The organism is Tolypothrix sp. FACHB-123 (assembly GCF_014697075.1).
Lineage (GTDB): Bacteria > Cyanobacteriota > Cyanobacteriia > Cyanobacteriales > Nostocaceae > Aulosira.
In genome coordinates this window covers 55,731-81,673 of record NZ_JACJRE010000020.1, presented here as the reverse complement: position 1 = coordinate 81,673, position 25,943 = coordinate 55,731, and the positions used below count along the sequence as shown (strand labels likewise).

At 42.1% G+C, this 25,943-nt stretch carries 26 protein-coding genes; 16 read left to right on the top strand and 10 right to left on the bottom strand.

Annotated features, from left to right (window positions below; translation table 11 throughout):
- Nucleotides 1-235: 235 nt before the first annotated feature.
- A complete protein-coding gene (gene psb34, locus H6G41_RS15265; protein ID WP_190747033.1) occupies nucleotides 236-406 on the bottom strand; it encodes a photosystem II assembly protein Psb34 in 171 nt (56 codons plus the stop codon).
- Between the two features lie 173 nt (nucleotides 407-579).
- Between psb34 and H6G41_RS15260 the strand changes: the two genes are divergently transcribed.
- The 5 genes from H6G41_RS15260 to H6G41_RS15240 all read left to right on the top strand — a co-directional run bounded on the left by H6G41_RS15260 (nucleotide 580) and on the right by H6G41_RS15240 (nucleotide 7,578).
- Entirely contained in the window at nucleotides 580-915 is a 336-nt protein-coding gene (locus H6G41_RS15260; RefSeq protein WP_190747032.1) for a hypothetical protein, read from the top strand.
- Nucleotides 902-1,402 carry a hypothetical protein gene (locus tag H6G41_RS15255; protein WP_190747031.1) on the top strand — a complete coding sequence of 167 codons (501 nt, stop codon included), beginning with the start codon at nucleotides 902-904 and terminating at the stop codon, nucleotides 1,400-1,402. Before H6G41_RS15260 ends, H6G41_RS15255 begins: the two co-directional genes overlap by 14 nt.
- 151 nt (nucleotides 1,403-1,553) lie before the next feature.
- On the top strand, nucleotides 1,554-3,809 hold the full coding sequence (locus tag H6G41_RS15250; protein WP_190747030.1) for an ATP-binding protein: 2,256 nt from the start codon (nucleotides 1,554-1,556) through the stop codon (nucleotides 3,807-3,809).
- A gap of 260 nt (nucleotides 3,810-4,069) precedes the next feature.
- The gene (locus H6G41_RS15245; protein ID WP_190747029.1) at nucleotides 4,070-4,549 is read left to right on the top strand and encodes a response regulator; all 480 of its coding nucleotides are present in this window, start codon (nucleotides 4,070-4,072) and stop codon (nucleotides 4,547-4,549) included.
- Nucleotides 4,546-7,578, top strand: coding sequence for a response regulator (locus tag H6G41_RS15240; RefSeq protein WP_190747028.1), 3,033 nt, complete (start codon nucleotides 4,546-4,548; stop codon nucleotides 7,576-7,578). Before H6G41_RS15245 ends, H6G41_RS15240 begins: the two co-directional genes overlap by 4 nt.
- Before the next feature lie 3 nt (nucleotides 7,579-7,581).
- Here the strand turns inward: H6G41_RS15240 and H6G41_RS15235 are convergent, their stop codons facing one another.
- Nucleotides 7,582-8,025, bottom strand: a complete 444-nt coding sequence (locus H6G41_RS15235) for a YidH family protein (RefSeq protein ID WP_190747027.1) — start codon at nucleotides 8,023-8,025, stop codon at nucleotides 7,582-7,584.
- Between the two features lie 178 nt (nucleotides 8,026-8,203).
- Here H6G41_RS15235 and H6G41_RS15230 point away from each other — a divergent pair, with 178 nt between their 5' ends.
- Nucleotides 8,204-8,509, top strand: coding sequence for a threonine dehydratase (locus H6G41_RS15230; protein ID WP_190747026.1), 306 nt, complete (start codon nucleotides 8,204-8,206; stop codon nucleotides 8,507-8,509).
- A gap of 427 nt (nucleotides 8,510-8,936) precedes the next feature.
- On the opposite strand, the gene H6G41_RS15225 is transcribed toward H6G41_RS15230, so the two are convergent.
- Nucleotides 8,937-9,542: a metalloregulator ArsR/SmtB family transcription factor gene (locus H6G41_RS15225; RefSeq protein ID WP_190747025.1), complete on the bottom strand. Its 606-nt coding sequence runs from the start codon at nucleotides 9,540-9,542 to the stop codon at nucleotides 8,937-8,939.
- Between the two features lie 174 nt (nucleotides 9,543-9,716).
- On the opposite strand from H6G41_RS15225, the gene H6G41_RS15220 reads away from it, so the two are divergent.
- On the top strand, nucleotides 9,717-9,935 hold the full coding sequence (locus H6G41_RS15220) for a helix-turn-helix domain-containing protein (protein WP_190747024.1): 219 nt from the start codon (nucleotides 9,717-9,719) through the stop codon (nucleotides 9,933-9,935).
- Nucleotides 9,936-10,234: 299 nt separating this feature from the next.
- On the opposite strand, the gene H6G41_RS15215 is transcribed toward H6G41_RS15220, so the two are convergent.
- Nucleotides 10,235-11,521: a glutamyl-tRNA reductase gene (locus H6G41_RS15215; RefSeq protein WP_190747023.1), complete on the bottom strand. Its 1,287-nt coding sequence runs from the start codon at nucleotides 11,519-11,521 to the stop codon at nucleotides 10,235-10,237.
- Between the two features lie 101 nt (nucleotides 11,522-11,622).
- Nucleotides 11,623-12,660: a class II fructose-bisphosphatase gene (glpX, locus tag H6G41_RS15210; RefSeq protein WP_190747022.1), complete on the bottom strand. Its 1,038-nt coding sequence runs from the start codon at nucleotides 12,658-12,660 to the stop codon at nucleotides 11,623-11,625.
- A 363-nt stretch (nucleotides 12,661-13,023) separates the two neighbouring features.
- Between glpX and H6G41_RS15205 the strand changes: the two genes are divergently transcribed.
- From H6G41_RS15205 to H6G41_RS15185, 5 genes are all read left to right on the top strand, one after another.
- On the top strand, nucleotides 13,024-13,596 hold the full coding sequence (locus tag H6G41_RS15205; protein WP_190747021.1) for a DUF981 family protein: 573 nt from the start codon (nucleotides 13,024-13,026) through the stop codon (nucleotides 13,594-13,596).
- 291 nt (nucleotides 13,597-13,887) lie between these two features.
- Entirely contained in the window at nucleotides 13,888-15,867 is a 1,980-nt protein-coding gene (locus H6G41_RS35125) for an MASE1 domain-containing protein (RefSeq protein ID WP_190747020.1), read from the top strand.
- A gap of 255 nt (nucleotides 15,868-16,122) precedes the next feature.
- Nucleotides 16,123-16,437 carry a glutaredoxin 3 gene (gene grxC / locus H6G41_RS15195; RefSeq protein WP_190747019.1) on the top strand — a complete coding sequence of 105 codons (315 nt, stop codon included), beginning with the start codon at nucleotides 16,123-16,125 and terminating at the stop codon, nucleotides 16,435-16,437.
- Nucleotides 16,438-16,625: 188 nt separating this feature from the next.
- Nucleotides 16,626-17,111 carry a tRNA adenosine(34) deaminase TadA gene (gene tadA / locus H6G41_RS15190; protein WP_190747018.1) on the top strand — a complete coding sequence of 162 codons (486 nt, stop codon included), beginning with the start codon at nucleotides 16,626-16,628 and terminating at the stop codon, nucleotides 17,109-17,111.
- Nucleotides 17,112-17,222: 111 nt separating this feature from the next.
- On the top strand, nucleotides 17,223-18,002 hold the full coding sequence (locus tag H6G41_RS15185) for a 1-acyl-sn-glycerol-3-phosphate acyltransferase (RefSeq protein ID WP_190747017.1): 780 nt from the start codon (nucleotides 17,223-17,225) through the stop codon (nucleotides 18,000-18,002).
- Between the two features lie 141 nt (nucleotides 18,003-18,143).
- On the opposite strand, the gene H6G41_RS15180 is transcribed toward H6G41_RS15185, so the two are convergent.
- Nucleotides 18,144-20,246 carry a S8 family serine peptidase gene (locus H6G41_RS15180; protein WP_190747016.1) on the bottom strand — a complete coding sequence of 701 codons (2,103 nt, stop codon included), beginning with the start codon at nucleotides 20,244-20,246 and terminating at the stop codon, nucleotides 18,144-18,146.
- A 172-nt stretch (nucleotides 20,247-20,418) separates the two neighbouring features.
- On the opposite strand from H6G41_RS15180, the gene H6G41_RS15175 reads away from it, so the two are divergent.
- The 3 genes from H6G41_RS15175 (at nucleotide 20,419) to grxD (ending at nucleotide 21,923) form a co-directional block, all read left to right on the top strand.
- A complete protein-coding gene (locus H6G41_RS15175; RefSeq protein WP_190747015.1) occupies nucleotides 20,419-21,015 on the top strand; it encodes a hypothetical protein in 597 nt (198 codons plus the stop codon).
- A gap of 208 nt (nucleotides 21,016-21,223) precedes the next feature.
- Nucleotides 21,224-21,481: a BolA family protein gene (locus tag H6G41_RS15170; RefSeq protein ID WP_190747062.1), complete on the top strand. Its 258-nt coding sequence runs from the start codon at nucleotides 21,224-21,226 to the stop codon at nucleotides 21,479-21,481.
- Nucleotides 21,482-21,599: 118 nt separating this feature from the next.
- Nucleotides 21,600-21,923 (top strand): Grx4 family monothiol glutaredoxin, encoded by a 324-nt coding sequence (grxD, locus tag H6G41_RS15165; RefSeq protein ID WP_190747014.1) that lies wholly within the window; start codon nucleotides 21,600-21,602, stop codon nucleotides 21,921-21,923.
- Nucleotides 21,924-22,076: 153 nt separating this feature from the next.
- On the opposite strand, the gene H6G41_RS15160 is transcribed toward grxD, so the two are convergent.
- The 4 genes from H6G41_RS15160 to H6G41_RS15145 all read right to left on the bottom strand — a co-directional run bounded on the left by H6G41_RS15160 (nucleotide 22,077) and on the right by H6G41_RS15145 (nucleotide 24,863).
- Complete coding sequence (locus tag H6G41_RS15160; protein WP_190747013.1) at nucleotides 22,077-22,880, bottom strand: Tab2/Atab2 family RNA-binding protein; 804 nt, start codon at nucleotides 22,878-22,880, stop codon at nucleotides 22,077-22,079.
- 124 nt (nucleotides 22,881-23,004) lie between these two features.
- A complete protein-coding gene (locus H6G41_RS15155) occupies nucleotides 23,005-24,249 on the bottom strand; it encodes an NAD(P)/FAD-dependent oxidoreductase (RefSeq protein ID WP_190747012.1) in 1,245 nt (414 codons plus the stop codon).
- A 169-nt stretch (nucleotides 24,250-24,418) separates the two neighbouring features.
- The gene (gene rd, locus H6G41_RS15150; protein ID WP_190747011.1) at nucleotides 24,419-24,580 is read right to left on the bottom strand and encodes a rubredoxin; all 162 of its coding nucleotides are present in this window, start codon (nucleotides 24,578-24,580) and stop codon (nucleotides 24,419-24,421) included.
- An 88-nt stretch (nucleotides 24,581-24,668) separates the two neighbouring features.
- Nucleotides 24,669-24,863: a hypothetical protein gene (locus tag H6G41_RS15145; RefSeq protein WP_190747010.1), complete on the bottom strand. Its 195-nt coding sequence runs from the start codon at nucleotides 24,861-24,863 to the stop codon at nucleotides 24,669-24,671.
- 517 nt (nucleotides 24,864-25,380) lie between these two features.
- Between H6G41_RS15145 and H6G41_RS15140 the strand changes: the two genes are divergently transcribed.
- Nucleotides 25,381-25,938, top strand: coding sequence for an SRPBCC family protein (locus H6G41_RS15140; protein ID WP_190747009.1), 558 nt, complete (start codon nucleotides 25,381-25,383; stop codon nucleotides 25,936-25,938).
- Nucleotides 25,939-25,943: the final 5 nt, after the last annotated feature.

Genomic DNA, 25,943 nt, shown 5'->3' with positions numbered 1-25,943 from the left:
CCTTGCAAATTATCAGAAAAATTTAGTTAATAAAGTTTAGATTTAAACAACTCAGAAAAAGATTGAGTAAAGATTGAATATATTAAACTTCATTCAGAATTGAGTAAAAGTCTAGCACTATAAATAGAATTATCTCCTCATCGCACCTATGAGCAACAAAAAACCCCGGCGAAACTAACCGAGGTGATGCAGAGAAGAACGAATGACGATGAGAGATAACAATAAGTTTAAAAAGTTAGTTGATGCTCAAAGCAACCAAAACTAAGGTTGTCACAATTAAGCTGGCAAAAATACCTTGAATAACATATTTACGTTGCTCCCAAATTGCAGGGTATTCAGCGTAATACATTTGGGGTTCAGTTGCATAGTTGTTGAGAACGCCATCTTCGTTAATGGTGGTATACATAATTGTTTTCCTTTGCTGTTTTTATTGTGGTTGTTACTTTATGTAAATAAATTTAACAATATTGTTACAAAAAGTCAACAAGGATTGACAAATTATTATAGATGGGCTTAATAAGCCAGGCTTATGTAGTCGGACTATGATGGGAATAGGGCTTCTGTCAAGGCTTGAACTCCGTGAATGAGGCTTTTATCTCCATGAATGAGGCTTTTAGCTCGGTGAATGAGGTTTTTAGCTCGGTGAATGAGGCTTTTAGCTCGGTGAATGAGGCTTTTAGCTCGGTGAATGAGGCTTTTAACTCCGTGAATGAGGCTTTTAGCTCGGTGAATGAGGCTTTTAGCTCGGTGAATGAGGCTTTTAGCTCGGTGAATGAGGCTTTTAGCTCGGTGAATGAGGTTTTTAGCTCCATGAATGAGGCTTTTAGCTCGGTGAATGAGGTTTTTAGCTCCATGAATGAGGCTTTTAGCTTCATTCCTTGCACAGGTATGTTGATCAGTAATGAAAAAATCTAGCTTTATATCTCTAACTGCGGTGATGCTGACGGCGCTGACTCTTAGTAGTTGCAGTACTGTAACTACTAGCGAATATGAAGCAACAGCGCTGACGACTTATACCTGGCGAGTGCAGTATATTGATGAACCATCACCGCAATTTGAAACTTTCGCCAGTACTTATTTGCTAAATCGTAATGGTTTGAAGCCAGAAGGTGCGGTTACTGGGCCTGACGATCGCGGTTTATGGTGGGCGGCGCTACCACCGCGTCCTTCGGTTGGGGAAGTTGAACAGCGCCAAAAACCTCAACAACAGGTAAGTCAGCCAGAATTATTGAAAACTGTAGATTATAAAATTACCTATGGAGTCGGTTCGCAACGGCAGACATTACCGACTAACTATGATGTGTATCGCGAGGTAGTCAAGGCGTATCCATCGCGCATACCTTTAGAACTGACCTTGGGAGTTAACGGTGATACCGTGGAAAAAGCAGAACAGGCTGATTAAGACAATAAATCTATCTAAAGAAATCAATAATTTCTACCAAATGACAGATAATTTTTGATAGAGCTAGGTGTGATTTACACTGAGGGTAACTTCTGGATCGATATTTTCTACAGGAGAATCAAGACGGTTGTCACAAGACGTTTGGCAAGGCATGATGATTCAGTCGGTGGATTTAACAAACTGCGATCGCGAACCGATTCACATTCCCGGATCGATCCAGCCACATGGAATGTTGCTAGCAATCGATTTAGCGACATTAAAAATTATTCAGGTTAGCAATAATACATTTGAGTTCCTTGAGCGCCAACCCCAAGATTTAATAGGTAAGTCGTTATCAGCCTTATTTGACTCTCAACAGATTAATACTATCCAGCAATGTTTAAACGGAGATTTTGAAAGCCTGAATCCCTTACACCTTTACATCAAGCATCAAGGCAAAAATTTGCGATTTGATGGCATAGTACATCAATGGGATGGGGTGGCGCTGTTGGAATTGGAACCAAAGAAAATGAAGGGGAAAGCTAACTTCTTTGGTTTTTACCAGCAGGTGAAAGGAGTAATCACTAAAATTCAAAAAGCTGGCACAATGCAGCAGATGTGTCAGGTGGTAGTCCAGGAAGTGCGCAAAATTACTGGATTTGAGCGCGTCATGATCTACCGTTTTGATGATGATGAAACTGGTATCGTGGTTGCGGAAGATACAAACCAGGATATTCCTTATTTAGACTTGCGTTATCCACCTAGTGATATTCCCAAACAAGCGCGACAACTCTACATGCGCAACTGGCTGCGGATTATTCCGACTTCTAATTATCAGCCTGTAGAGTTAATCCCGACAAACAATCCTTTAACTAATCAACCACTAGATTTAAGTTTGTCGGTGTTACGCAGTGTTTCACCAATTCATCTGGAATATCTGCAAAACATGGGGGTAGCTGCTTCCATGTCCATATCTTTAGTGCAAGACAAAAAACTTTGGGGCTTGATTGCTTGTCATCATTCTTCAGCTAAGTATATTCCTTACAGCTTGCGGGCAGCTTGCGAGTTTATTGGCCAGGTGATGTCACTAGAACTAGCAAATAAAGAAGCCAGCGAAGATCGAGACTACAAAATTCAATTGAAGTCTTTGCAAACTCAATTTGTAGAATCTTTATCCCAAGCTGAGCATTTTCTCGATGGGATTGCACAGATGGGGTCAGAACTGCTAGCGTTGGTGAGTGCCACTGGTGCAGTAGTTTGCAGTAGAGATCGCTTGATTTGCATCGGTGAAACACCCCTAGAAACTGATATTCCGCCTCTGTTAAATTGGATTAAACCCCAACTGCAAGATAATTTATTTCACACGCGATCGCTGTCACAAGTTTATCCGGCGGCTGAGTCTTTTAAAGCCATTGCTAGTGGGGTTTTAGCTCTAGAAATTTCCAAAATTCACCAAAATTACATTATCTGGTTCCGTCCAGAAGTGATGCAAACTGTGAATTGGGGTGGTAATCCCCATAAACCTGTGGAAGTTCTCGATGATGGCAGTTCGCGTTTGTCACCACGCAAATCCTTTAGCCTATGGCAACAAACAGTTAATGGTTGTTCTCTACCTTGGAAACACTGTGAAATTGCCGCCATTGCCGAATTGCGCAGCCTGATTGTCGGCGTAATTCTGCGACAAGCAGATGAACTGGCATTAGTGAACATGGAACTGCGGCGGAGTAATGAAGAATTGGATTCCTTTGCTTATGTCGCTTCCCATGATTTAAAGGAACCACTGCGAGGAATTCATAACTACGCCAATTTCTTAATTGAAGATTATGGCGATATTTTAAATGAAGATGGCGTTGCCAAACTACAAACGCTGGTCAGACTTACCCAGCGCATGGAGAATTTAATCAATTCCTTGCTGCACTTTTCCCGGTTAGGAAGGGCTGAACTCATCCGCCAACCAGTGAATTTACATGATTTGGTGCAACAAGCGATCGCTACCTTAACTATATCTCGACCCCAAGACCAAGTTGACTTTCGCATTCCCCAAACCCTACCGATAGTCGAATGCGATCGCGCTCAGGTAAATGAGGTATTTACCAACCTGATCGGCAACGCCATGAAATACAATGACAAACCAGAAAAATGGGTAGAAATCGGCTTTCTGTCAACAACTGACAAACCAGCGACTAGTCCCTACACCTTCTACGTGCGCGACAACGGTATTGGCATTCCCCAGGAACATCAAGAGGAAAGGGTTTTTCAAATTTTCCGGCGATTACATGGAAGAGACGAATACGGCGGTGGTAATGGAGCCGGATTAACAATTGCCCGCAAAATTGTTGAACGGCATGGCGGTAAAATTTGGGTTGAGTCCACAATTAATCAAGGTAGCACCTTCTATTTCACCTTAACAGCGGAGGCGATGGGGTAAGCGAACAAGGGACGAGGGCGTGTTTTCATACTTGCCGTCACCTCCGGGTGCGACGCAGTTAACCGTCAACCGTCAATAATAAACGCTAACCTTTATGTTCAAGTTATGCGATCGGGGTTGAAAAATAATTCTTTCTTGCCCAAGCAAGTTTTTCCGCACAGCCGCGATCGAGATTTTTGGGAAAATGTTCAGTAGTCAGTTTTGCTCCTTGTCTGCCTTGCCCTCTGTCTCCCTTGTCCTCTTTGCCCCTAACCACTGCTATGATCGACGTTTCCAGCCCTCCTCTCAGGCAAACTCCGCCCCTGTTAATTGTGGAAGATAGCAATGAAGACTTTGAAACTATCGAACGTTTTCTGAAGCGATCGCCATTGTTGATGCCGATTCATCGTTGTATTAATGGCGATCAAGCATTGTCATTTCTTTATCGCACTGGCAGGTATACCGCGCCTGATATTGCGCCTCGTCCAGGAATGATTATCCTTGACCTCAATTTACCAGGAACTGATGGCCGGGAAGTATTGCATCGGATCAAACAAGATGATAGTTTAAAAACCATTCCTGTTGTGGTTTTCACTACATCCAATAATCCTAAAGATATTCAAGATTGCTACAAATACGGCGTCAATAGCTACATCGTCAAGCCGATTAACTTTGCCCAATTGAAGCGAGATATCCAAACACTTGTGGATTATTGGTTTGAAGTCACAATTTTGCCTGATTATCCCGAAAATCTGTCATGAGTCAGCAACAGTGCACTGTATTAATTGTAGATGATTCCCCCGAAGACCGAGAACTCTACCGCCGCTGTCTGTTACGTGACAGGGATTATACTTACAACATTCTCGAAGCAAGACTAGGGCAAGAAGGTTTAGGACTGTGGCAGCAGCATCAGCCAGATGTGGTATTGCTAGACTACCGCTTACCCGATCTAGATGGGCTGGAATTTCTGACTAGATTGCATCCTCCTTCTCCCCAGCCCTACTTACCCGTGATTGTTGTGACTGGGCAAGGTAGTGAAGCGATCGCGGTGCAAACCATGAAAGCCGGGGCACAGGATTATTTAGTTAAGGGGCAAATTACTCCCGAACGGTTGATATTGGCAGTCAATTCCGCGATCGCTAGGGTGCAGCTACATACCCAATTGCAACTGCGCATTGAAAAAGACAGATTAATATCGCAAATTACCCAAAGAATTCATCAATCTTTGGATATCGGGGAAATTCTGCAAACTACTGTCAGTGAAGTCAGGGATTTTCTTAAAAGCGATCGGGTGCTAATTTTTCGCATCCAGTCAGATGGATTAGGAATTGTGACTACAGAATCGGTAGCACCAGGCTGGACACCTCTACTCTCAACTTCTCACTACGATCCTTGCCTGAATGAAACCTATGTTAACCCCTTTCGCCAAGGACTTGTCACAGTCAAACCGGATATTTATGATGGCAGCATCGATCCTTGCCATGTTGATTTATTGGCAAATTTACAGGTAAGGGCAAATCTAGTTGTGCCTATTTTACAAGATGGTCAGCTGTGGGGAATGCTGATTGTACATCAGTGCCAAGCACCACGCCACTGGCAAGCCTTAGAAGTAAATTTGCTCCAAGAACTGGCAACTCATCTAGGTATTGCCTTGCAGCAAGCGGAGTTGTATCAACAAGCAAAGCATGAATTAGCAGAGCGCAGGCGGGCAGAAGCATTATTACAAGAAGCCAATGAATCTCTAGAACAAAGAGTTGGCGAACGGACGATGGAGTTAGAAAATGTCAACGCCCAATTGCAACAAGAACTATTACAAAGACAACGCACCCAAAAAATCTTAGAAGAACAGGCACAGCTGTTAGATTTAGCTCACGATACCATCATGACTCGTTCCCTTGATGGCAGAATTACCTTCTGGAACCAAGGAGCAGAAGGCATGTATGGCTGGAGTGGCGCTGAGATATATGGGCTAATCTGCCATGAACTGTTGCAAACACAATTTCCGCGATCGCCAGTTGAGGTAGAAGCAGAATTTTTTAGTCAAGGCTACTGGGAAGGAGAACTGGTACAGTTGCGCCGCGATGGCATACCCATCATTGTTGCTAGTCGTTGGGTATTGCAGCGCGATGAGCAAGGTAACCCAATAAAAATCTTAGAAATTAACAATGATATTACCGAGCGGAAACGTGCTGAAGAACAGTTACGCCGTAGTAGCGAGCGCATCAGTTTAGCTAATGCAGAATTAGAAAGAGCAGCTCGCCTCAAAGATGAATTTCTCGCCAGCATGAGCCATGAATTACGAACTCCCTTGAACTCGATTCTGGGAATGGCAGAATTACTTTTAGAAGAAGTATTTGGCAGCTTAACCTCCCAACAACGCCAGTTTTTACAGACAGTAGAACAGAGCGGTCAACACTTACTAGAGTTGATCAACGATATTTTAGATCTGTCGAAAATTGAATCAGGCAAAATGGAGTTGCTACTAGGTTCAATATCAGTTCGTCCCCTGTGTGAATCCAGTCTCAACTTTGTCAGACAAGAAGCTAGACAAAAGCAAATTCAACTTACCTGTGAAATTGCAGAAAACGTATCCGAAATAGAAGCCGACGAACGCCGTTTACTACAAGTATTAGTCAACTTACTAGCAAACGCTGTCAAATTCACCCCCGGAGGTGGTAGGGTCAGCCTGGAGGTAAAAATGAACTTCCCTCAACAAGCTGTAAAATTTCGCGTCATGGATACCGGCATTGGTATTGCTGCGACAGATATGAATAAGCTATTTCAGCCATTTGTCCAGTTAGACAGTTCCCTGTCACGGCGTTATCCCGGTACAGGCTTGGGATTGTCTCTAGTCCGGCGGATTGTTGATCTGCACGGAGGAAGCATTAAAGTTGAAAGTGAGTTAGGTCAGGGAAGTTGTTTTAGCGTGCTGTTACCTTGGCATCCCTTACAAACTCAGGATCAATTACCTTTTGTGTCAGATACAGAACTAAAAGACATTGTCATGCAGCAAGCTTTAGTAGTAGAAGATTCCACTGCTGCTGCTAGTCAAATTAAGCACTATTTAGCGCAAATGGGGGCAACCAGCATCATTCATCCAGTGGGAGAAGGTGCAGTGCAACTGGCTGTGCGAGTCAAGCCAGATGTGATAGTTTTGGATCTATTGCTACCTGATTGTTCGGGATGGGAAGTTTTAATCGCCTTAAAAGAGCATTCTCAAACTAAGCATATACCTGTGATTGTCATCTCCGTTGTCGATCGGCGATCGCGCAGTTTGGAATTAGGCGCTGCCGAACACATTTTAAAACCCCTATCACGACAAAAATTTTATCAAGCATTGAGTCAGATTTTCGCTAACGTGCAACAGCCAAATTTACAAACCGCCCTCGTGATTGCTGCTATGGAGTCATCACAAAAACCCAGAGTTTTGTTAGCGGAAGATAATGAAGCTAATATCACCACCGTTATGAGCTACTTAGAAGCACACAACTTTCAGGTGATTCTGGCACGCAATGGCATAGAAGCGGTGCAAATGGCCAAACAGCATCAGCCTAGTCTGATTTTGATGGATATTCAAATGCCAGAGATGGACGGCTTGGCAGCAATTAAACAAATCCGTGCTGATACCCAAACCCAACCTATCCCCATTATTGCTCTGACAGCTTTAGCCATGCCTGGTGATGAACAACGTTGTTTAGATGCAGGCGCAAACAAATATTTAGCCAAGCCTGTCAGACTCAGGCATTTACTAGAACTGATGAATGAACTTCTTTCCCAAGTTAGTAGCTAAAATTTAATGTCCCACATGGCGAGATTGGGGTTGAGTTGTTCCAGAAGATGGTCGAGGCGAAACAGAACTACGCAACAGCAGTATAGGAATACTCAACAATCCAAAAAACATGACTAATGCTGTAATTATCCACACCGAGAAGCGCCGCGGTTGATAGTTACCGCTTTCAATTTGCCAGAAAACCTGGTTATATTGCCAAGCTGCTAAAGCGATGGTCATAATCCCCATAATGACTAAAATAACTCCTAAATTCTGCGAATTGAATATAGGATTGACTGTTGGCTCTTTTTGTGTTAAAGCGGTATTAAGTTGATGCAAAAATAAACCAAATCGCGCGATCGCAAAACCAAAACCAATTAAAGCTATAGAAGTACGTAACCAAGCTAAAAAAGTCCGTTCGTTAGCTTGATGCTCGCGTTGACGGTCTATTTTTGGCGTTTTATCCATTATTCTTTTCCTATTTCACCATCCCCCGACTGAATATACATAAGTGCTAAAACAGCAAAATACATCTCCTCAAGGATACAAAATTGTCCGAAAATTTGGAAAAACATATCTGCTGGCAGAGACTTTAAACCAGAGCAATAAGTGAAAATAATTGTGAGCAATGAATTAGGGTGATAATATGCTTCGTTTAACTCAAATTATGCGGAACTTTTACCTTCGGATAGAAGGTTTTTTCTCTGTAATTTTCAACAGCATAGCTAATGTAGTCAAAAATTTCTTTGGTATTTTTGCCAAACTGTTTGGATTAACTGAATCTGGTTATTACTTAGAATCAGATCAGGCGCAAACTCTTAAGCGGAGCGAAACTCAACAGCCAGTTGAACCTCAGCTGAATAACAATACTCAAACTCCCACCAGCAAGCGCCGTGCTAATGCCAAAATGGATTATTACCTCAATATGGCTCGCGATTTGAAAAAGAATTAAGGCATAGAGCCATCCACAGTCAATTTAACATCAAATCCTTCTCTACTCTCAAACGCCGCTACCCGTTAGTAGGCTCTAGGGACTGTTTTTAAACCCCAAATTAATTTTAAATGTAGGTTGGATTGAGGAACAAAATCCAAAATCTGCGTTGTTCTGTTGGGTTTTGTTATGCTTAACCCAACTTACTGGTTGATACAATTCAAATAATGTTTGCGGTACATCAATCTATTCTAGAGGGCATAGCAGTGCTATGCCCCTACTATCTGTCCCATTCTTTTTTCAAATAATTATGAGTTTGAAAACTATGGGAAACTGTTTGTAACACCTGTGCTAAGTAGCCAGCATGTTTAGGGTGCGTTACCGACGAGAGTATGGTACCGTTAATGACTGCATCTGCTCTGGTAAGGCAGATTACCAAAAACCAATATTAGAGATTGGTTCCGACAGCTGTGCTGTGTCGCCAATAAACCCCATTATCTCGCTGCATTAATTTGCAACTAATTAACTCTCGCCGCAAGGTAGCGTAGTCAGGATGGTAACGCTTTAATGTTTCATTCACATTAGGTTCTGGATACTGAACTCCTTCCTCAAATTTATTCGCCAGCCACTTGAGAATGACTAGACGCTTTTTCCGACTGGCGGGAATCTCCTTCAGGCGTTGTATCACCTCTAAATTGTTGGTGTTAGTTTCTAAATAGTGGCTTAAAACTTTGCTTTCCCAAGCTTCAGTATCTACATCCTCAATTAAAGAGGCTATTTTCTCCGGGGTAAAAATCTCCTTGCTAATATTTTGCAACGCTTCGCTATCTAATTGATAGAGGCGGCTATTACCCTCTGGGCGCATAGTCACTAAATTCAGTTCCTTGAGTTTTGACAAATGATGGGATACTGTCGGTTCTTTGAGTTGTAATAGCACCGCTAACTCTTCAACACTACACTCCTGGTTCGCTAAAATACCTACAATTTTTAATCGGCTCTCATCCGCCAAGGCTTTAAAAAATTGCAGTAGAGTCTGAAATTGTTCTTTCCTCATAATTTGTTATAATCAAATTCGACTCCGATCTAATTAGAAAGAAATCGAATTAGCTATGTTGTTCTCCTCTGAGTAGTCAGAGGAAGTGTTTTGCTTTGATTGTGAATTATTGTTAATTCTGCGACTTGTTCTGTCCAAAGTTGAGATTTCTTAAGTTGTTCTTTACATTTCGCTATGTTCAGACCATTCTCAAATAGACACAGATGGAGAGGAAGTAGCGCCAAGCAGGGTACTTCTTTAGTGCAAGCGGCTAGATTTTTAGGTGTAGACCAAAGTACTCTGTATATGGCTTTGCAAAAAGGACACATTCCCACCAGCAGAAGAAATGGGCGCACGTTTATTAGTCAAGGCGCTTTAATGGATTATCAAGTTAGAACTAGACCTCTGTTGTAAGCAGATGTAATTCTAACAAAAGGCGACAGCATACTTATTCCTAATTCCGATGGAATAAGTATGCTGTTAGCGATATTTGGCCTTAATTAATCAACTTGATGTCTGTATAGCATTTGATAGATTATTTAGTCTTTTTTCTAGTAATTATTTAATAATTTTGGTAGATTAAGTTTAGGCGATCGCCTGAATATTTCTCTGCAAAACATTAAAGCGATCGCCCAATTACAGCGAATAAAGGCTTGTTAAAAGGTATTTGGTTGGATTTTAGATAAATAAGCAATCCAAAATCCCAAAACAATTTAGCTAAATTGCTCTTCTGCGTCCAGGTTAAATAGCATTTGCAGAGTTTGCATACATCGCCGTCTAGCTTCCACATCCTGCTGCGCTCGCAATTGCACCATCGGATCGTGTAAAATTTTGTTAACTATTCCCCTTGTCAGGGCCTCGATTACCTCTTGATGTTTCTCGGCAAATTCTGAACCTAAGCGCGACAATGCTTTTTCCAATTCTTGTTCGCGGATGGTTTCGACTTTATTCCGCAGACAGCTAATAGTGGAGACAGTTTCTAAACTGCGCCACCAAATATCAAAGGCTTCTACTTCTTCATCCAGAATTTTCTCCGCTTCTTGGGCCATCTTCCGCCGACTTTCGTAATTTTGCGCCACAACCGCCTTCAAATCATCCACATTGAAGGCTTGGACGTTAGCTAGCTCATTCACGTCAGAATGGACATTACGGGGTACGGAAATATCAAATAGCATTAGAGATTGGCTAGGCTCTAAAACCATTTCTAATTTTGCACGATCCAATATGGGATCTGTAGCTGAAGTACTAGTAAATACTAAATCGCTCTGGGAAATTACTGTCATCATTTCCGAGAGTGGTTGAATATCTAGAGGTTGATCGGGGAATTGTTTGGCTAATTCCAGGGCGCGATCGCGGGAGCGATTTAAAATACTAATTTGCCCAGCACCTTTAGAAATTAAATGCTGTACTAACAAACGCGACATTTTACCCGCTCCAAGAATCGCTACACGACAAGCGGCTAAATTTTCCACTTTCATGTGCGCTAATTCTACAGCCGCCGAACTGATGGAAACTGCACCAGTACCAATGCTAGTTTCAGTACGAACTCGCTTACCTGCCGTTAAAGCTTGTTTAAATAACCGATTCAAAATTGTTTTTATACCACTATATTGCTGACCCAGTTTGTGAGTATTTTTCACTTGAGCCAGAATTTGCCCTTCTCCTAGGACTAAACTATCTAAACCTGCTGCTACGCGCATCACATGCATGACAGCATCATCATGCAACAACATAAATAGGTGTTGGCGCAAAGATGTTACAGCTAATTTACTATATTCAGCTAAAAACTGAGTTACTTCGCGGATACCGTGTTCTGTTTCACTGGTAACGATATAGATTTCTAGGCGGTTACAAGTGCTCAGAATAGCAACTTCGTCAATATGGGGATAGCTAGTCAATTGAGCGATCGCGCTTTCTGTTTGGGGTTCGGGGATGCTCAACTTTTCCCGGATTTCAACTGGGGCTGTTTTATGGCTTAACCCCACCACTGCTATATTCATCTGCTAATTGGTAATTGCTAAATGGTAAATGGTAAGTGGTGAATGGTAACTGAGGAGTTAGGTAGAGAATATATCGCTCCTAACTCCTCACGGTTTATTGCTTAGTGCAATTGTACGATCTTAGGACTATCGAACATGTGAATGGTATCCACAAAGCGAGCGGTGTTCGATTGGTTAGAAATAACTAGACTTTGAGTTCTGGCTCCACCTTTGAAGAAGCGTACACCTTGCATGAGATTACCACTGGTAATACCGCAAGCGGCGAACAGCACGGTTTCACCAGATGCGAGTTCATGAGCATCATAAACCTTATCGGGGTCATTGATGTTCATTGACCTCAGACGCTCCAAGTTAGCTTCTTTGCTTTCGCCAATTAACCCTGTTTTGACGATAGCGGGGTCATAAATGAGCTGACCTTGGAAATGTCCACCTAAAGCACGCATAGCGGCGGCGGAAATTACACCTTCAGGCGCAGCACCGATACCCATCAGGGCGTGGATGTTGGTTCCAGCAAAACCACAGGAGATAGCTGCACCCACATCACCATCAGAAATCAGTTGTACTCTCGCTCCAGCGTCGCGGATTTCCTTAATTAAATCGTTGTGGCGTTCGCGCTTCATCACGACTACCACAAGTTCTTCAATAGCGCGATCTAGACACTCGGAGAGAATTTTGAGGTTTTCTGTTGCTGATTTGTTGATGTCTACCTTGCCTTTAGCTGCTGGAGGCGCTGCTAACTTCTTCATGTAGAAGTCAGGCGCAGCAAATAAGCCACCTTTTTCCGAAATTGCTAGTACAGCCATCGAGCCTGGTTGTCCGTATGCTACCAAGTTCGTACCTTCACAAGGGTCAACGGCGATATCAATTTCGATTAACTCGTCTGGGTTACAGAAGTCCTTAGCATCTGGACGGGAGCAGATACCCACCTCTTCCCCAATATATAACATAGGGGCGTCATCGCGTTCACCTTCACCAATGACAATGCGACCGCGCATATAAATTTTATTCATGCGTTCGCGCATTGCTTCCACTGCCACTTGGTCAGCAGTGTTCTTTTCGCCTTTACCCATCCACTTTGCGGATGCGATCGCGGCTTGTTCTACTACCTCAATAATCTCTAATCCAAGTGTATTTTCCACAGAGTCGCCCTCTAAACTGCTTGACTTAGCGTCGTTTTATCTAGCTATTCCAGTCTTCAAGTCTACCAAAGGGCGGATACCCGTGGAAAATACTATTGCTATGACTCTATGTTAAGTTTTGCTGCTACTATTTCTTGCTTGTAATAAATATGACTTTTTTTAGGATGGTACTTATCTTCTAAATAAGAATAATTCTTAATTAAGATTCTCTTTCAACAAACAGATGGCGATCGCTTTCAATCCTCCTCAGCTAAATAAAATCCAGATAAAAATATATAACTATTAGTTCTGTGGTTAGATATACGAATTATTCAGATTATGCAAAAGTATATTTTTAAACTAGAAACTATTGAGAGGTAAAACGTGTTTATTGACTACATCACCCTAATGTTAATCAATATGGTAGCTGGTTTATTTTTACTAGCAGATTACGTATATCGCGGGATAGATAGTGATCGCCAGAAACGCTGGGTTCCTGGTTTTGGGATTACAGGGGCGATCGCATTGACAACTGGCTTACACATGACTTTTACTTGGCCCATTAGGGGTAGTTTTAACATTGCTTTTGGGGAAACGACCGTTTTATTTGGCATTTTGTTTATTAGTAGTGCGATCGCTCTTTCTTTAGGTTGGGATTTAGTCACAGTAGCAATTTACGCTTTCTTCGCTGGTTTAGTTGCAATTGTTATTGGTATTCGCATCATCAACTTAGGGATGACACAGCAACCATTAATGTCGGGAATCGGCTTTATTCTCACTGGTTTGAGTGGCGTATGTGCTGCACCAACTCTCTATTGGAAAACAAACCGCACTTGGCGGTTAATTGGCGTAGCAGTGTTAATTATAGCGGCATTGATTTGGGCATTTACTGGTTATTTAGCCTATTGGAATCATCTCGAAACTTTCCAAAAGTGGGTTCCCACCCCTATGCGCTGAATAATTCTCGATTGAGTTAATGCCATTGCTATCGAGTTAAGCATTAATACTGCAATATTGAATTTTTATGTATCCAAAAAAAATCAGTGTCTTTACTACCTTACGCAAATAGACGAATAATATGCTATTTTGCATACAAAATAAGGCATTAATGGATAGTGAAGCGCTTTAGTTCGGTTGCTTTCAAACTCTTTCTTAACTACTTTCATAGCTGTTTAATGTTCTTATTTTTACAGAAAAGGGCATTCTATGTTGAGAAAACAAAGTTAAGATGAAGCAGCCACAAAACGGATGATTCAACAAAGATCCCCTATATTTCCTCAGAGGCTCAAGCAAATTGGATGCATCATTGTTTTAGCGATCGCCTACTATGGAATGGCGGAAATATCCCGTTATCTAGCTTCCACACCTCAGGATGTGACTCCAGTTTGGCCTCCCGATGGAATTGCGACTGGGGCTGTTTTGTTGTTTGGCAATTGGATGGGCTACGGTGTGTTGTTGGGTTCATTTTTCGCCAACTTTTGGGCATTTAGAGATCCAACCAGTTTCTTATCCCTAGTGACTTCCTCAGTACCGGTTCTGTTAATTGCCATCGGCACCACCCTTGGGACTTTATTCGGTGCCTTACTGCTACGAAAAGCTATCAATTTGCGATATCCCTTAGAACGTGTCACCGATGTATTCAAATTTTTAATTTTAACTGGCATGGTGGGGCCGACAATCAATGCAACTGTTGGCGTCGCTTGCTTAGTGTTGAGTGGTAAAGTTCCCTGGATAGCCTATGGTAAAGTTTGGTTAACCTGGTGGATTTCTAACGTTTCGGGAATTGTAATAGTTACGCCAATTTTGCTGAGTTGGCAGCAATTCAGGCAAAAAAATCCCCAAATTTGGCAATGGTTACCACTCACTTCAACATCAGAAAATTTTGAACATTTTCCTCATCGTTTAAAATTCTGCTTTGTTGTCGTAGAGCCAATTTTCCTCATGGGGTTGGTAATATTCATTGGTGACATTGCTTTTGCTCAAGGATATCACCTGGAGTATATGTTGATTCCTATGTTAATTTGGTCTGCTTTTCGACTGGGACAACTGGGTGCAACCTTATTAACTTTTATTGTGGCAGCGATCGCTGTCATTGCTACTGTTAATGGTAAAGGTGGGTTTGTAACTCAGGATCTCAATCAATCTTTGTTGCAATTGCAATTATTTATTGCTGTGATTACACTTACTATTCTTGTACTAACAGCAACAATTGCAGAACGAGCACAAGCAGAAACTAAGTTGCGTTTAGCCTTTGCCGAATTAGCCAGAACTAATGAAACTTTAGAAGTGCGAGTACAACAGCGAACCGAAGAATTGAATGAAAAGAATACAACTTTGAAGCAAACTCTAAAAACACTGAAAAAGACTCAATTACAGATGCTTCATAGTGAAAAAATGTCAGCATTAGGACAGATGGTCGCAGGAGTTGCCCATGAAATCAATAACCCAGTCAATTTTATTCATGGCAACTTAATTCACCTTTCTGAGTATATCCACGATTTACTCACAGCATTACAAACTTATCAACAATATTATCCAAATCCACCTCAAGCCTTGCGTGCAAAATTGGAGCAACTTGACCTTGAATTTTTACAGTCAGATGTGAAGAAAATTCTTAACTCCATGAGTATGGGTACCGAGCGCATTCTCACTATAGTCTTATCATTAAGGAACTTCTCTCGTTTAGATGAAACAGAATGGAAAGCGGTAGACATTCATCAAGGAATTGATAGTACCTTAGTAATTCTGCAACACCGATTGCAAGCCACAGCAACTCGCCCACAAATCCAGATAATTAAAGATTATGGTCAGTTACCACTAGTTGAATGTGATGCTGGCTCCCTCAACCAAGTGTTTCTCAATATTTTAAGTAATGCTATTGATGCATTAGAAGAATCTCATCAGGGGCATTTAGCTACAGAAGTTTCAGCTAAAATTGATGCCATCTGTATTCATACTTGTCAAATAGATATAAACCAAGTAATGATTACGATTTCTGACAATGGTACTGGGATTGCTCAAGAGATTTGTTCTAACATATTCGATCCTTTCTTTACCACCAAACCTGTTGGCAAAGGTACTGGGTTAGGTTTATTTATGAGCTATCAAATTGTGACTCAGAAGCATGGCGGTAAGATTCGTTGTGACTCTGCACTAGGCAAAGGTACAAAGTTTGTCATTGAAATTCCGATCAAAGTTCAGACTATGGCTTCAGTAAACCAAGTATAAGTGCGATTCAGGTCAAGTATAAGTAGCCTTTTTACTGGGAAAACTCTGTATTGCAAAACACATCCAAATTGGTGCTTAATTGGTATGCAAGTTTTAATTATATCAGCACTAATGTAGGCATTCACTGATTATTTATCGAGCGATAATCATCTCAAAACCTTGGCAAATTGGGTTATGCTCTCCAGGTGATGAAAAATTACCTGTGACAAATAACTTAAGCTAGAGAAAATTCGTAAAAAGCGATAATATGCAAATATGCTAAATTTTCTCAATCCTTTATTCAACCGTCATCCAGAGCGAGTTAAAGCTAACGTTGAAATCTACACTTGGCAAACTTGCCCTTACTGTATCCGCGCTAAAATGCTACTTTGGTGGAAAGGTGTTCAATTCCAAGAATACAAAATAGACGGTGACGAAACTGCTAGAGCCAAAATGGCACAAAGAGCTAACGGACGCCGCACAGTTCCCCAAATTTTTATTAATAATCAACATGTTGGTGGCTGTGATGACCTTTATCAATTGGATACTCAAGGTCATCTCGATCCACTATTAGCGCAAAAAGCCGTTTAAATTCAAAAGTTTCGCCTCCAGGCTATTTGAATACTCCCAGTTAGAACAGCAAATAAACATCAAATTAGCCCGCTAAGATGGGCTTTGTCATGCTAACCCTTAGCAACTCTTGAGGGCTATCAAAGTCACTTCAGTGACTATTAATCATGCTGATCTTTGGGTTATAGAGAATAATTAGCAATAATCTCATGTTAATTGAATACCCAGAATATCTTGTCCACCGACAATGGATGAGTCGTGCCTTAGAATTAGCACAAGCAACCGGTGAAGCCGGGGAAGTACCTGTAGGTGCAGTGATCATTGATGCTGCGGGCAATTTGCTTGCAGAAGGTGAAAACCGCAAAGAACGAGACAAAGACCCTACCGCGCACGCAGAAATTATTGCCTTGAGGGCAGCTGCGAAGAATTTACAAAATTGGCATCTCAATCAATGCACACTTTACGTAACTTTGGAACCTTGCCCAATGTGTGCAGGTGCCATTATACACGCCCGTGTGGGATTGCTGGTGTATGGAGTAGACGATACCAAAACTGGTGCAATTCGTACTGTTACCAACATCCCCGACAGTGCAGCCTCTAATCACCGCCTCAAAGTCATTGGAGGTGTTTTAGAGTCTGCTTGTCGTCAGCAATTGCAAGCTTGGTTTGCTACCAAACGTCATAAGCGAAATTAGCAGACAGAGACGAAACTGTCCAATAGGTACGACACAAGTTATGAAAGAGAATTTACGGTGTAACTAATCAAGATTTCGTCACATTTTACCAGGCAATCGGCAGTTACCAGCATGATGGACATTTACCCTGCTACTCCTACCTCTGAGCAAAAACTCGCAAATACTCGCGCCCACACCCAGGTGGCTAATACTACCGCTAAGACTTCACGGGTTTCTTCTTGGTTAGCGCCTGTGGCGTATCTATTAGGACGGTACTTTCTGATACCGTCATTCTTTGGGCATATTCAAATTCTTGGTCAAGAAAATATTCCTGAATCCGGGCCGATAATTCTCGCACCTACCCACCGTGCGCGTTGGGATGCATTGCTTGTACCTTATGCTGCGATCGCTTGTAATAGAAAAAAAGACTTGCGATTTATGGTCACCAGTAGCGAATGCAAAGGATTGCAGGGTTGGTTTGTCCGGCGCTTAGGAGGCTTTCCTGTAGATCCTAAACATCCGTCAATTACGACCTTACGGCATGGTGTCGATCTGCTTCAGCAGAGAAAAACCTTAGTGATTTTCCCCGAAGGTGGAATTTACCGTGATGGCGAAGTTCACCCCTTAAAGCCAGGAATCGCACGTTTAGCTTTAAGTGCAGAATCTAGCCAGCCAGATTTAGGAGTTAAGATTATCCCTATTAGTATCAATTACAGCCAAAGTTATCCCAACTGGGGTACTGATGTCATAATTCACATCGGTTCATCCATCAAAGTTGCAGATTACAATCATGGTTCTCTCAAACAAAATGCTAAATGCTTAACTAGCGATCTAGCCAAAGTTTTACAACAACTCAGCCACGCAGAAACAGAAATTGCTAATCATACATTTGCACAAATGCCTAATTCTTAATTTAGTCAGTTGTCAGTTGTCAGTTGTAAAAAATATCAATGTCCAATACTTCTCTGCGAGACGCTCCGCGTAGCTTGCTTCCCGTAGGGTACGACTTCGCTCAGTACAAGTGCCCAATGCCCAATGCCCAATGCCCAATAATTAAACACTCAAACTGAGTTCCCAACTATTCAATTGACCAACATCCTGGGGTACGTAATCAACTAGCCACAGTTGCCAACGTCCTTTAGTTGAGGAAGAAAGCAGTTGTTTGAGGGTTGGTTGCGATCGCATTGTGTATGTTGTTTGTAAAGTAGTCCGTCGCCCTAAGGTGCGATTTTGTAACAAAACTTGTTGATTATTGGGTGCAATTAAATAAATTTCTAAATCACCTAAAAAATCGTGGGTGATATTAACTGTTACTTGAATATCTTGGATGATACTGGCTTCGGAAATAGCGATCGCGCTTTTGATTCCCTGACGATTATTATCGGGAATCCCTAGGGGGCTATTATTTCTGCCCTGAATTTGCTTGCTTGGAGTTGATATCCCCGTTCGCATTTGCTGTGCTAGTTGCACGGCTTTAGCTGCATTCACTTTGCCATAACCAAACCATTGGGAATGACCGTTACTATCGTAAGTACCTTTACGAAAACCCAATTGGGGGTCAGGATCGGTGTCTACAATTTTATCTGTGGTTTCTTGTAATATCCGTCTGACTTGTTGGGCAGTTAAGTCAGGATTTGCTGACAAAATGAGTCCTGCCACACCAGCGACTACAGGTGTTGCCGCAGAAGTACCGCCAAAGTTGCGGGTAAAATCGCCTTGATCGTAACCTGCGACTCCTAATTGATCGCTAGTCAGCATTCCTAAGCCAGAAAGAGAAGTAGCGATCGCGGGTTGAGTTTCCATAAACCCCGTTTCCTGAAACCACATTCCCGGTGGCGCATTGTTACTCGGCGCACATACAGCAATATTATTACCCCAATTGCTATAAGCTGATTTTTTATTCAAACTAGTACTTGCCGCGATCGCCATTACATCAGCATGTACCGTAAAACCACTTAACCAATCTGTATTACCTGATAGTAGATTCTTCGGCCAATTGCGCTCGTTAATAGTCCCGTCAATTGGGCGGTTAGCATTTCCCGCCGCAAATAAAACCACACAACCCTTACCCTTGCGCCCTTTTGTAGCCGCGCGAGTAATCGCCGCGCGTTGACGCAAAGACAAGGGGAAATAAACAGCCGATGCGCCCCAGCTGCAAGAAATTACACTAGCGCCTTTGTCTATTGCCCAATTGAAGATATCTTCAATGGATTCATCATCTAAAAACCCAGTGGTACGAATTGGCATTAAAGCACAACCAGGAGCCACCCCGACGATCCCTTTACCATTTTCTTCGGCTACAGCTATACCCGCACAAGCTGTTCCGTGGCTAGTTTCCTCTTCATTAGGTAAAGGTAAAAAATCATTTTCTTTTAAATCTCTAGGAGCGACAATTTTACCGCTACCTTGAAAATCGGGATGGTTCAAATCAAAAGAATCATCAACTACAGCGACAACTACAGAACGGACACCGCGAGTGATATCCCAAGCTTTTTCTATAGAAATATGCGAACCAACTGCTAATTGATTACCACCATTATGGTTGAGATACCATTGCTGGGCGTAAAGCGGATCGCGGGGTTTATAGTGAGTTTCTTGACGCACCAAAATATTAGGTTCAGCAGCTAATACTTCCTGACGTAATTGCAATTGATTTGCTATTTTAATGGGATTTTCTGTGGCTTGTTTACTGACAGCAAATACAAAAGTATTAGGCAAACCCAGCACTGGTTTGTCTTGGACTAAGTTAAATGTAGTTGTGAGGGCATTTATCCTGGGATTATCTATATCAGAAGCAAATTGAATTGTAATTTGGTCATTCAGATAAACATAAGTCCCCGGATTATCTTTAAGCTTATAAATATGGCTAGCAAAAGCAACATTATTATCAGCACGGGCTTGGGACATCGCCGTTTCTAACTGATTGGCTGCTACTATAAAAAGTTCTAGCCTGGCTTGGGGAATGCTGCGTTGCCAAGTACCCCAACTAATCCCAGATAATTCCTGGGGAGAGCGATCGCCAACCAAACGCACGGTGAAACGATCTACAGCCTTTTCTAAAATTAATTCTTCTCCACCGCGTTGTAATACTAATCCCAGATTGCTAGCTGGAATAACTGGATTGGGAGAATTTGCAGAATTATCGGTATCGTTCATAGGAACACTTTTAGATACTATGATTAAAAGCTGAGGGAACTCAATTAGCCTGATTTTCAGTCTAAAACAGAGAAACTGGAATGTTACTTTGCTTGGTCACAGACAAAAACAGAGTTAAGATACCCGAAGTTTCCATTTGCTTTTTATATATTTTGTCGCACGAATTGATCCCATGAACCTAGCCGTTGCTGTTCCCTGGATTAGCTTCACTTCTTTATCGCTCATAGCAACCCTCAGTCTGCTATCACCTACTCATGCTCAGCAAATCAATTTACCAAACAATAATCAAGCACAACCTATTGACCCCAACAATCCGAATAATCTGCGTCCTGTAGCGCAAAATACTACGCTATTGAGCATTGATAATGGACAGCGTCTGCTAAAAGAAGCTGAAGCTGCTGTATCTGCCCAAAAATATGATGTAGCTGCCAAGAAACTCCAAGAAGCACGTCAGGTTTTTAATCAGCTGTCTAATTTTTATCAGGATCTGAATGCTAGTTTTTCGGGAATTGATAATAGAGTTTCTGAGTCTCAGCGTCAAAAAGCGCGAGATACCGCCCAACTGCGAGATGAAGCTACCTATAGGCTGGCATTAGTACATCGCGCTCAAAATCAATCAGAATTAGCCGTACCCTTGCTGATCCAAATTATCAAGAGTCAAAACCCCACAAGAGATTTAGGCAAAAAAGCTTATCAACAGCTATATGAGTTAGGTTTTGTAGATGCACCCTATCCCCGCCAAGGTGGGAGTTCATCTTCCCAAAAATAAATCAACAAATGCCAAGATTCCCTGTGATGGGATGCTATGGCTGGCAATGCCTTAATGGTAGGATGTAATTATCTATAGTCCGTTGAGGCATTCTCAACAACAAGTGCTTAGAGTGCCTTAGCCCTTAACCTGAGCAAAACTGGCAACGGTGAAAGGCGATCGCTCTCTATCTGTTAATAATAGAAAAGAAGTTTTTTCAGGAATTGCGATGATTAGTCCGCAGCAGGTTGAGGCAATGATCACAGCGGAACTGCCAGACGCCCAAGTTCAGGTGCAAGATTTGACTGGTGGTGGTGACCACTATCAAGTAACAGTAGTTTCATCGCAGTTTGCAGGCAAGAGACTGGTGCAACAACATCAGCTAGTGTACGGTGCATTGCGGCAAGCTATGTCAACTGAAGCGATTCATGCACTGGCAATCAAAACCTATACTCCCGAAGCTTGGCAGACAACAGCCGCTTCTTAGTAGTTTAATACTGACTGTTGAATGTCAGCCGCCTTAAATTGCGTAGGCGTAGCCCGCCGCAGGCATCGCTACAGGCGCTGGCTCCTCTAGACTATAAGCAAAAGCAGGAAACAAAACCATGACGCCAGAACTCCAAGCAAAAATTGACAACTTAGTAAAACAAAACAAGATTTTTGTTTTCATGAAGGGAAACAAGTTAATGCCTCAATGTGGTTTCTCCAACAACGTTGTGCAGATTCTTAATACTTTGGGTGTTCCCTTCGAGACTTATGATGTTCTCTCCGATGCAGAAATTCGTCAAGGAATTAAAGAATATTCCAACTGGCCGACAATTCCCCAAGTGTATATTGATGGCGAATTCATTGGCGGTTCAGATATTCTCATTGAACTTTATCAAAAAGGCGAATTACAGCAATTAGTAGAAGTAGCTTTAGCTTCGTAAATATTCTGGCTATTTCTCATCCATATTCCCCGCACCAACTTTTGTGATGTTGCGGGGTTTTTTATGTATGGGGCATTGGGCACTGGGCATTGGGCATTGGGCATTGGGCATTGGGCATTGGGCAAGTGGGTAACGCTAACCTTCGGAACCACGTTAAACAATGTCTCCTTCTGCTTGCAACAACCAAAATCCACTGTAAGTCATCCCAGAATCGTCTGGTTGCACTAACAAAAAGTGTAGTCCGCGACTTTGTTGTTGACGCTGTTGATAAAGTCTAGCGGCAGTAGCAACTTCTGCATCTTCAAAAGTCGCCACAATCCACCTATCGACTAAACCGGCTTCTAACACCAAGCCATCAGGCGCACCAGCTACATAATTCAACTCTACGGGACGAGCTTCGTGTAACCACCGGGATAAACGCATCGATTGTCTCCCACCGTAAATGATGACACCAGGAATTGCGGCTGTTGATGGTAAACCGAGATTCAGGGGTTTGAGAGACTCTGGTAGATGGAGAATAGGAATAGGGCGATCGCTAAATGCTGTTTCTACATCTCCAGCACTCAAAGTTACAAACCGCCATTGTTCCCCCCAAAGATTTTCTGGTAAAGGTACAGGTGGTGGTTTATCTACAACTGTGGAATACTGTTTTTCTTGTAACCACTGCTTGAGTGCTAACGTCTTGCGGGTAGATTCGACTCTAATACCTAAATTACGCCCAGCCGCCTCCATTAAACTCAAAGATTGCGGGCGAAAAACTTGAATTACATCCGGTATTTGTTCACCTGCTGCTAGTTGAATTTGACTAGTCAGCCAAGTTGAATTCGCTTCTTTTTGCGGACAGCTAGCTACATACTCTAAGCTGCGAGTCGGATCGCAAATTAACAACTCCCAGATATTTTGTCCGGTAGTATTTTGTTGTGGACTGCGGTAAAAATCAGCTTGCCAAATTTTCATTTTTATAACCAATCAAATAAAACTGTTAGGGAATTGTTAAACTCATCTCTGTGTCCTCTGCGTTCTCTGTGGTTCAAAAAAAGTAACCGCAGAGGGCACAGAAAACACAGAGTAAAGTAATCGCTTAATTCTTTGGCTTAATTCCCATAGCGCTACCAGCTAAATAGGCGGTAGTCCAAGCACTTTGGAAGTTAAACCCACCAGTCACACCATCAATATCTAAGACTTCGCCAGCAAAGTACAAACCTGGAACTAACTTGCTTTCCATTGTTTTGAAATTGACTTCTTTAAGATTGACACCGCCACAGGTGACAAACTCTTCTTTGAAAACGCCTTTACCTGTAATTGTGTACTCTCCTTGAGTTAGTTCTGCTACTAATTTATTGAGCATTTTATTAGGCAATTCTGCCCAACGCTCTTCTGTGGTGATACCAACACGGGTGAGAATGTATTGCCATAAGCGATGAGGTAAGTCTACACCTCGATGTAGCATAATCGGCCGCTTACCCCATTCAGTCTTAACAGCGAGGATTTTTTGCCGTACTTCTTCTTGCTGGAATTCTGGCAGCCAATTAATCAATAATTTAGTTTGGTAGCGATTTTGATGTAAAACTCGCGCACCCCAAGCGGAAAGTTTGAGAACAGCAGGGCCACTTAAACCCCAATGGGTAATTAATAATGCTCCTGTTTGTTCTAGTGGCGGTTTACTATTAGTTGATAAGCGCAACTTGACAGGGTTCACACTAATTCCTGCTAATCCCCGCAACTTAGGATCGGGAATATTGAAGGTAAACAAAGAAGGTACTGGCGCTTCAATTTTATGACCTAAATCTTGGGCGATTTTATGACCTGCTATGCTGCTACCTGTGGCGAGTAAAATGCGATCGCACTTTAGTACTTCTCCCGATTTCAGTACAATCTCAAACCCTGCTGTCTCGGTTTGGCGTTTTACTTTAACAACAGGTGTCCCAATGCGCAATTCTACTCCAGATGCTTGCGCTGCATCCATCAAACACTCAACAATCGTTTCCGAATTATCAGTGATGGGAAACATCCTTCCGTCGGCTTCGGTTTTTAGCTGGACTCCCTGAGCCGCAAACCAAGCTATGGTATCTTGAGCTTGAAAGCGAGTAAAAGCGCCCAACAGCGGTTTCCCACCTCTGGGATAGTTTTGTACTAATCTTTCCGCTTCAAAACAGGCGTGAGTCACATTACAGCGTCCCCCGCCAGAAATCCGAACTTTCGCTAGTGGTTGGCGGCTGGCTTCTACTAAAATAACTTGAGCATCAGGATTGACTCTAGCACAAGCGATCGCGCCAAAAAATCCCGCAGCCCCACCCCCAATAACAACAATCTTCAATGGCAACAAGTTAAAAACTATCTCAATAGCACCTACTTTACTAGGCTAGCTTGAAAATGGGTATGGGGCATGGGAGAGCCAGTGCGTTGGGCGACTTTGCCGACTTGAAGCAACTGGCGTCATGGGGTATTGGGCATGGGAAGAAAGATTTTTTTGTTTGATTGTGGGATTTGCTGCTTTACTCTTCTACTTCAAATTCATCTTTTGTGGCTCCACAAATTGGACAGACCCAATTTTCTGGGATATCTTCAAAAGCTGTGCCTGGTTCTATTCCACCATCTGTATCGCCTAGTTCTGGATCGTATTCATAGCCGCATATAGTACAGATATACTTTGCCATTGTACTTCCCCCAGAGAATTGGTGATTTGCTTGACTATATATACTCTGAACCACAATCAACAGTTATTGCTTTCTTAGTTCACGAATGTTAAAAACGCCACCAGGTCTTTTGCACATAGCTGAGAATGCCAATAGCGATCGCTCCTAGCAATAATAGCCAAATAATACCGCCGGGAATAAAAGTTACCAGACCGAAACCTCTCAGTAACCATACGGCTATACCTATGCCTAGAAGGATACCGAAAATTTGGGTTAATCTACGATTTAAAGAAGACTGACTCATGTATTTTGCCTCTAATCTAAATAGTTGACAAATCTAACTTGCATATTTGATGATGTTTGTGCCATTCTATCTTGTAGAAATTCAGTTTTTTAGCTGAATTTCTCATAGGTAAAAAATCTCTAGACTACTTGCAGAACTCTTGATTTTGTCAGTGGTTCGCAGTCAGTTTCAATATATATACCATTATGCCAATTGCTACAAGCGAGCAAGGAGACACCCAAGGAGAAAACGAGGGCAAACAAGCGAATAGCAAATGATTATTACCTATTGCCTTCGGTATAAATGACAATCAGACACGTAGCGGATAAAAGTATCCCCATCTTTATCTTTAAATTTCTTTCATAATAAGGACATATTTTTCCCTATATTCATCAAATATTTACCGATAAATTACTATTTCCGGAAATTTTATTTAGGTAAGTGGAACTAGAATTTAATGGACTAGACTCGATTCAGTTAAATGATTCGGAGTTTAAACCATCTTAGGCGGATGATTTGAGGAGTAATGGAAATTAATATGTCTGCGTCTTATATTTCAGACTCATTTATTAAAGGTTCAGATATGCCTTGGAGTCAAAACGAGCAAAAGTTGCTCATGCAGGGTGAAATTTTAGTGAAAACAGAATCGCACACAGCTTGGGGTGGTGCTGTTACAGCTTGGATGTATGTACCACTAGTGCGATCGCAAGTATGGCAGCAATTGACAGACTATCCGCGTTGGGTACAGTATTTTCCAGACATTACCAGAAGTGAGGTTTTGTCAAAAGGTGACGTGAAGCGTCTATATCAAGCAGCACAAAAAGCCTTTTTCTTTTTCACAGCCCAAGTAGAAATTTACTTGAATGTTGTGGAAGTGCTGGGACAGCAAATTCAATTCCGCATGGAAAAAGGGACTTTTGAGGACTTTAAAGCCAATTTAGAATTGCAAGATTGCGGTAATGGGACAATGCTGGCTTATAATGTGAGCGCTACTCCCAACCTTTTGATTCCTTCGGTTTTTATTCAACAAGCAATGAACTTTGAGTTACCTGCGAATATGCGTAAAATGCGACAAGTTCTTTGTAAGGGTCAATAACAGCA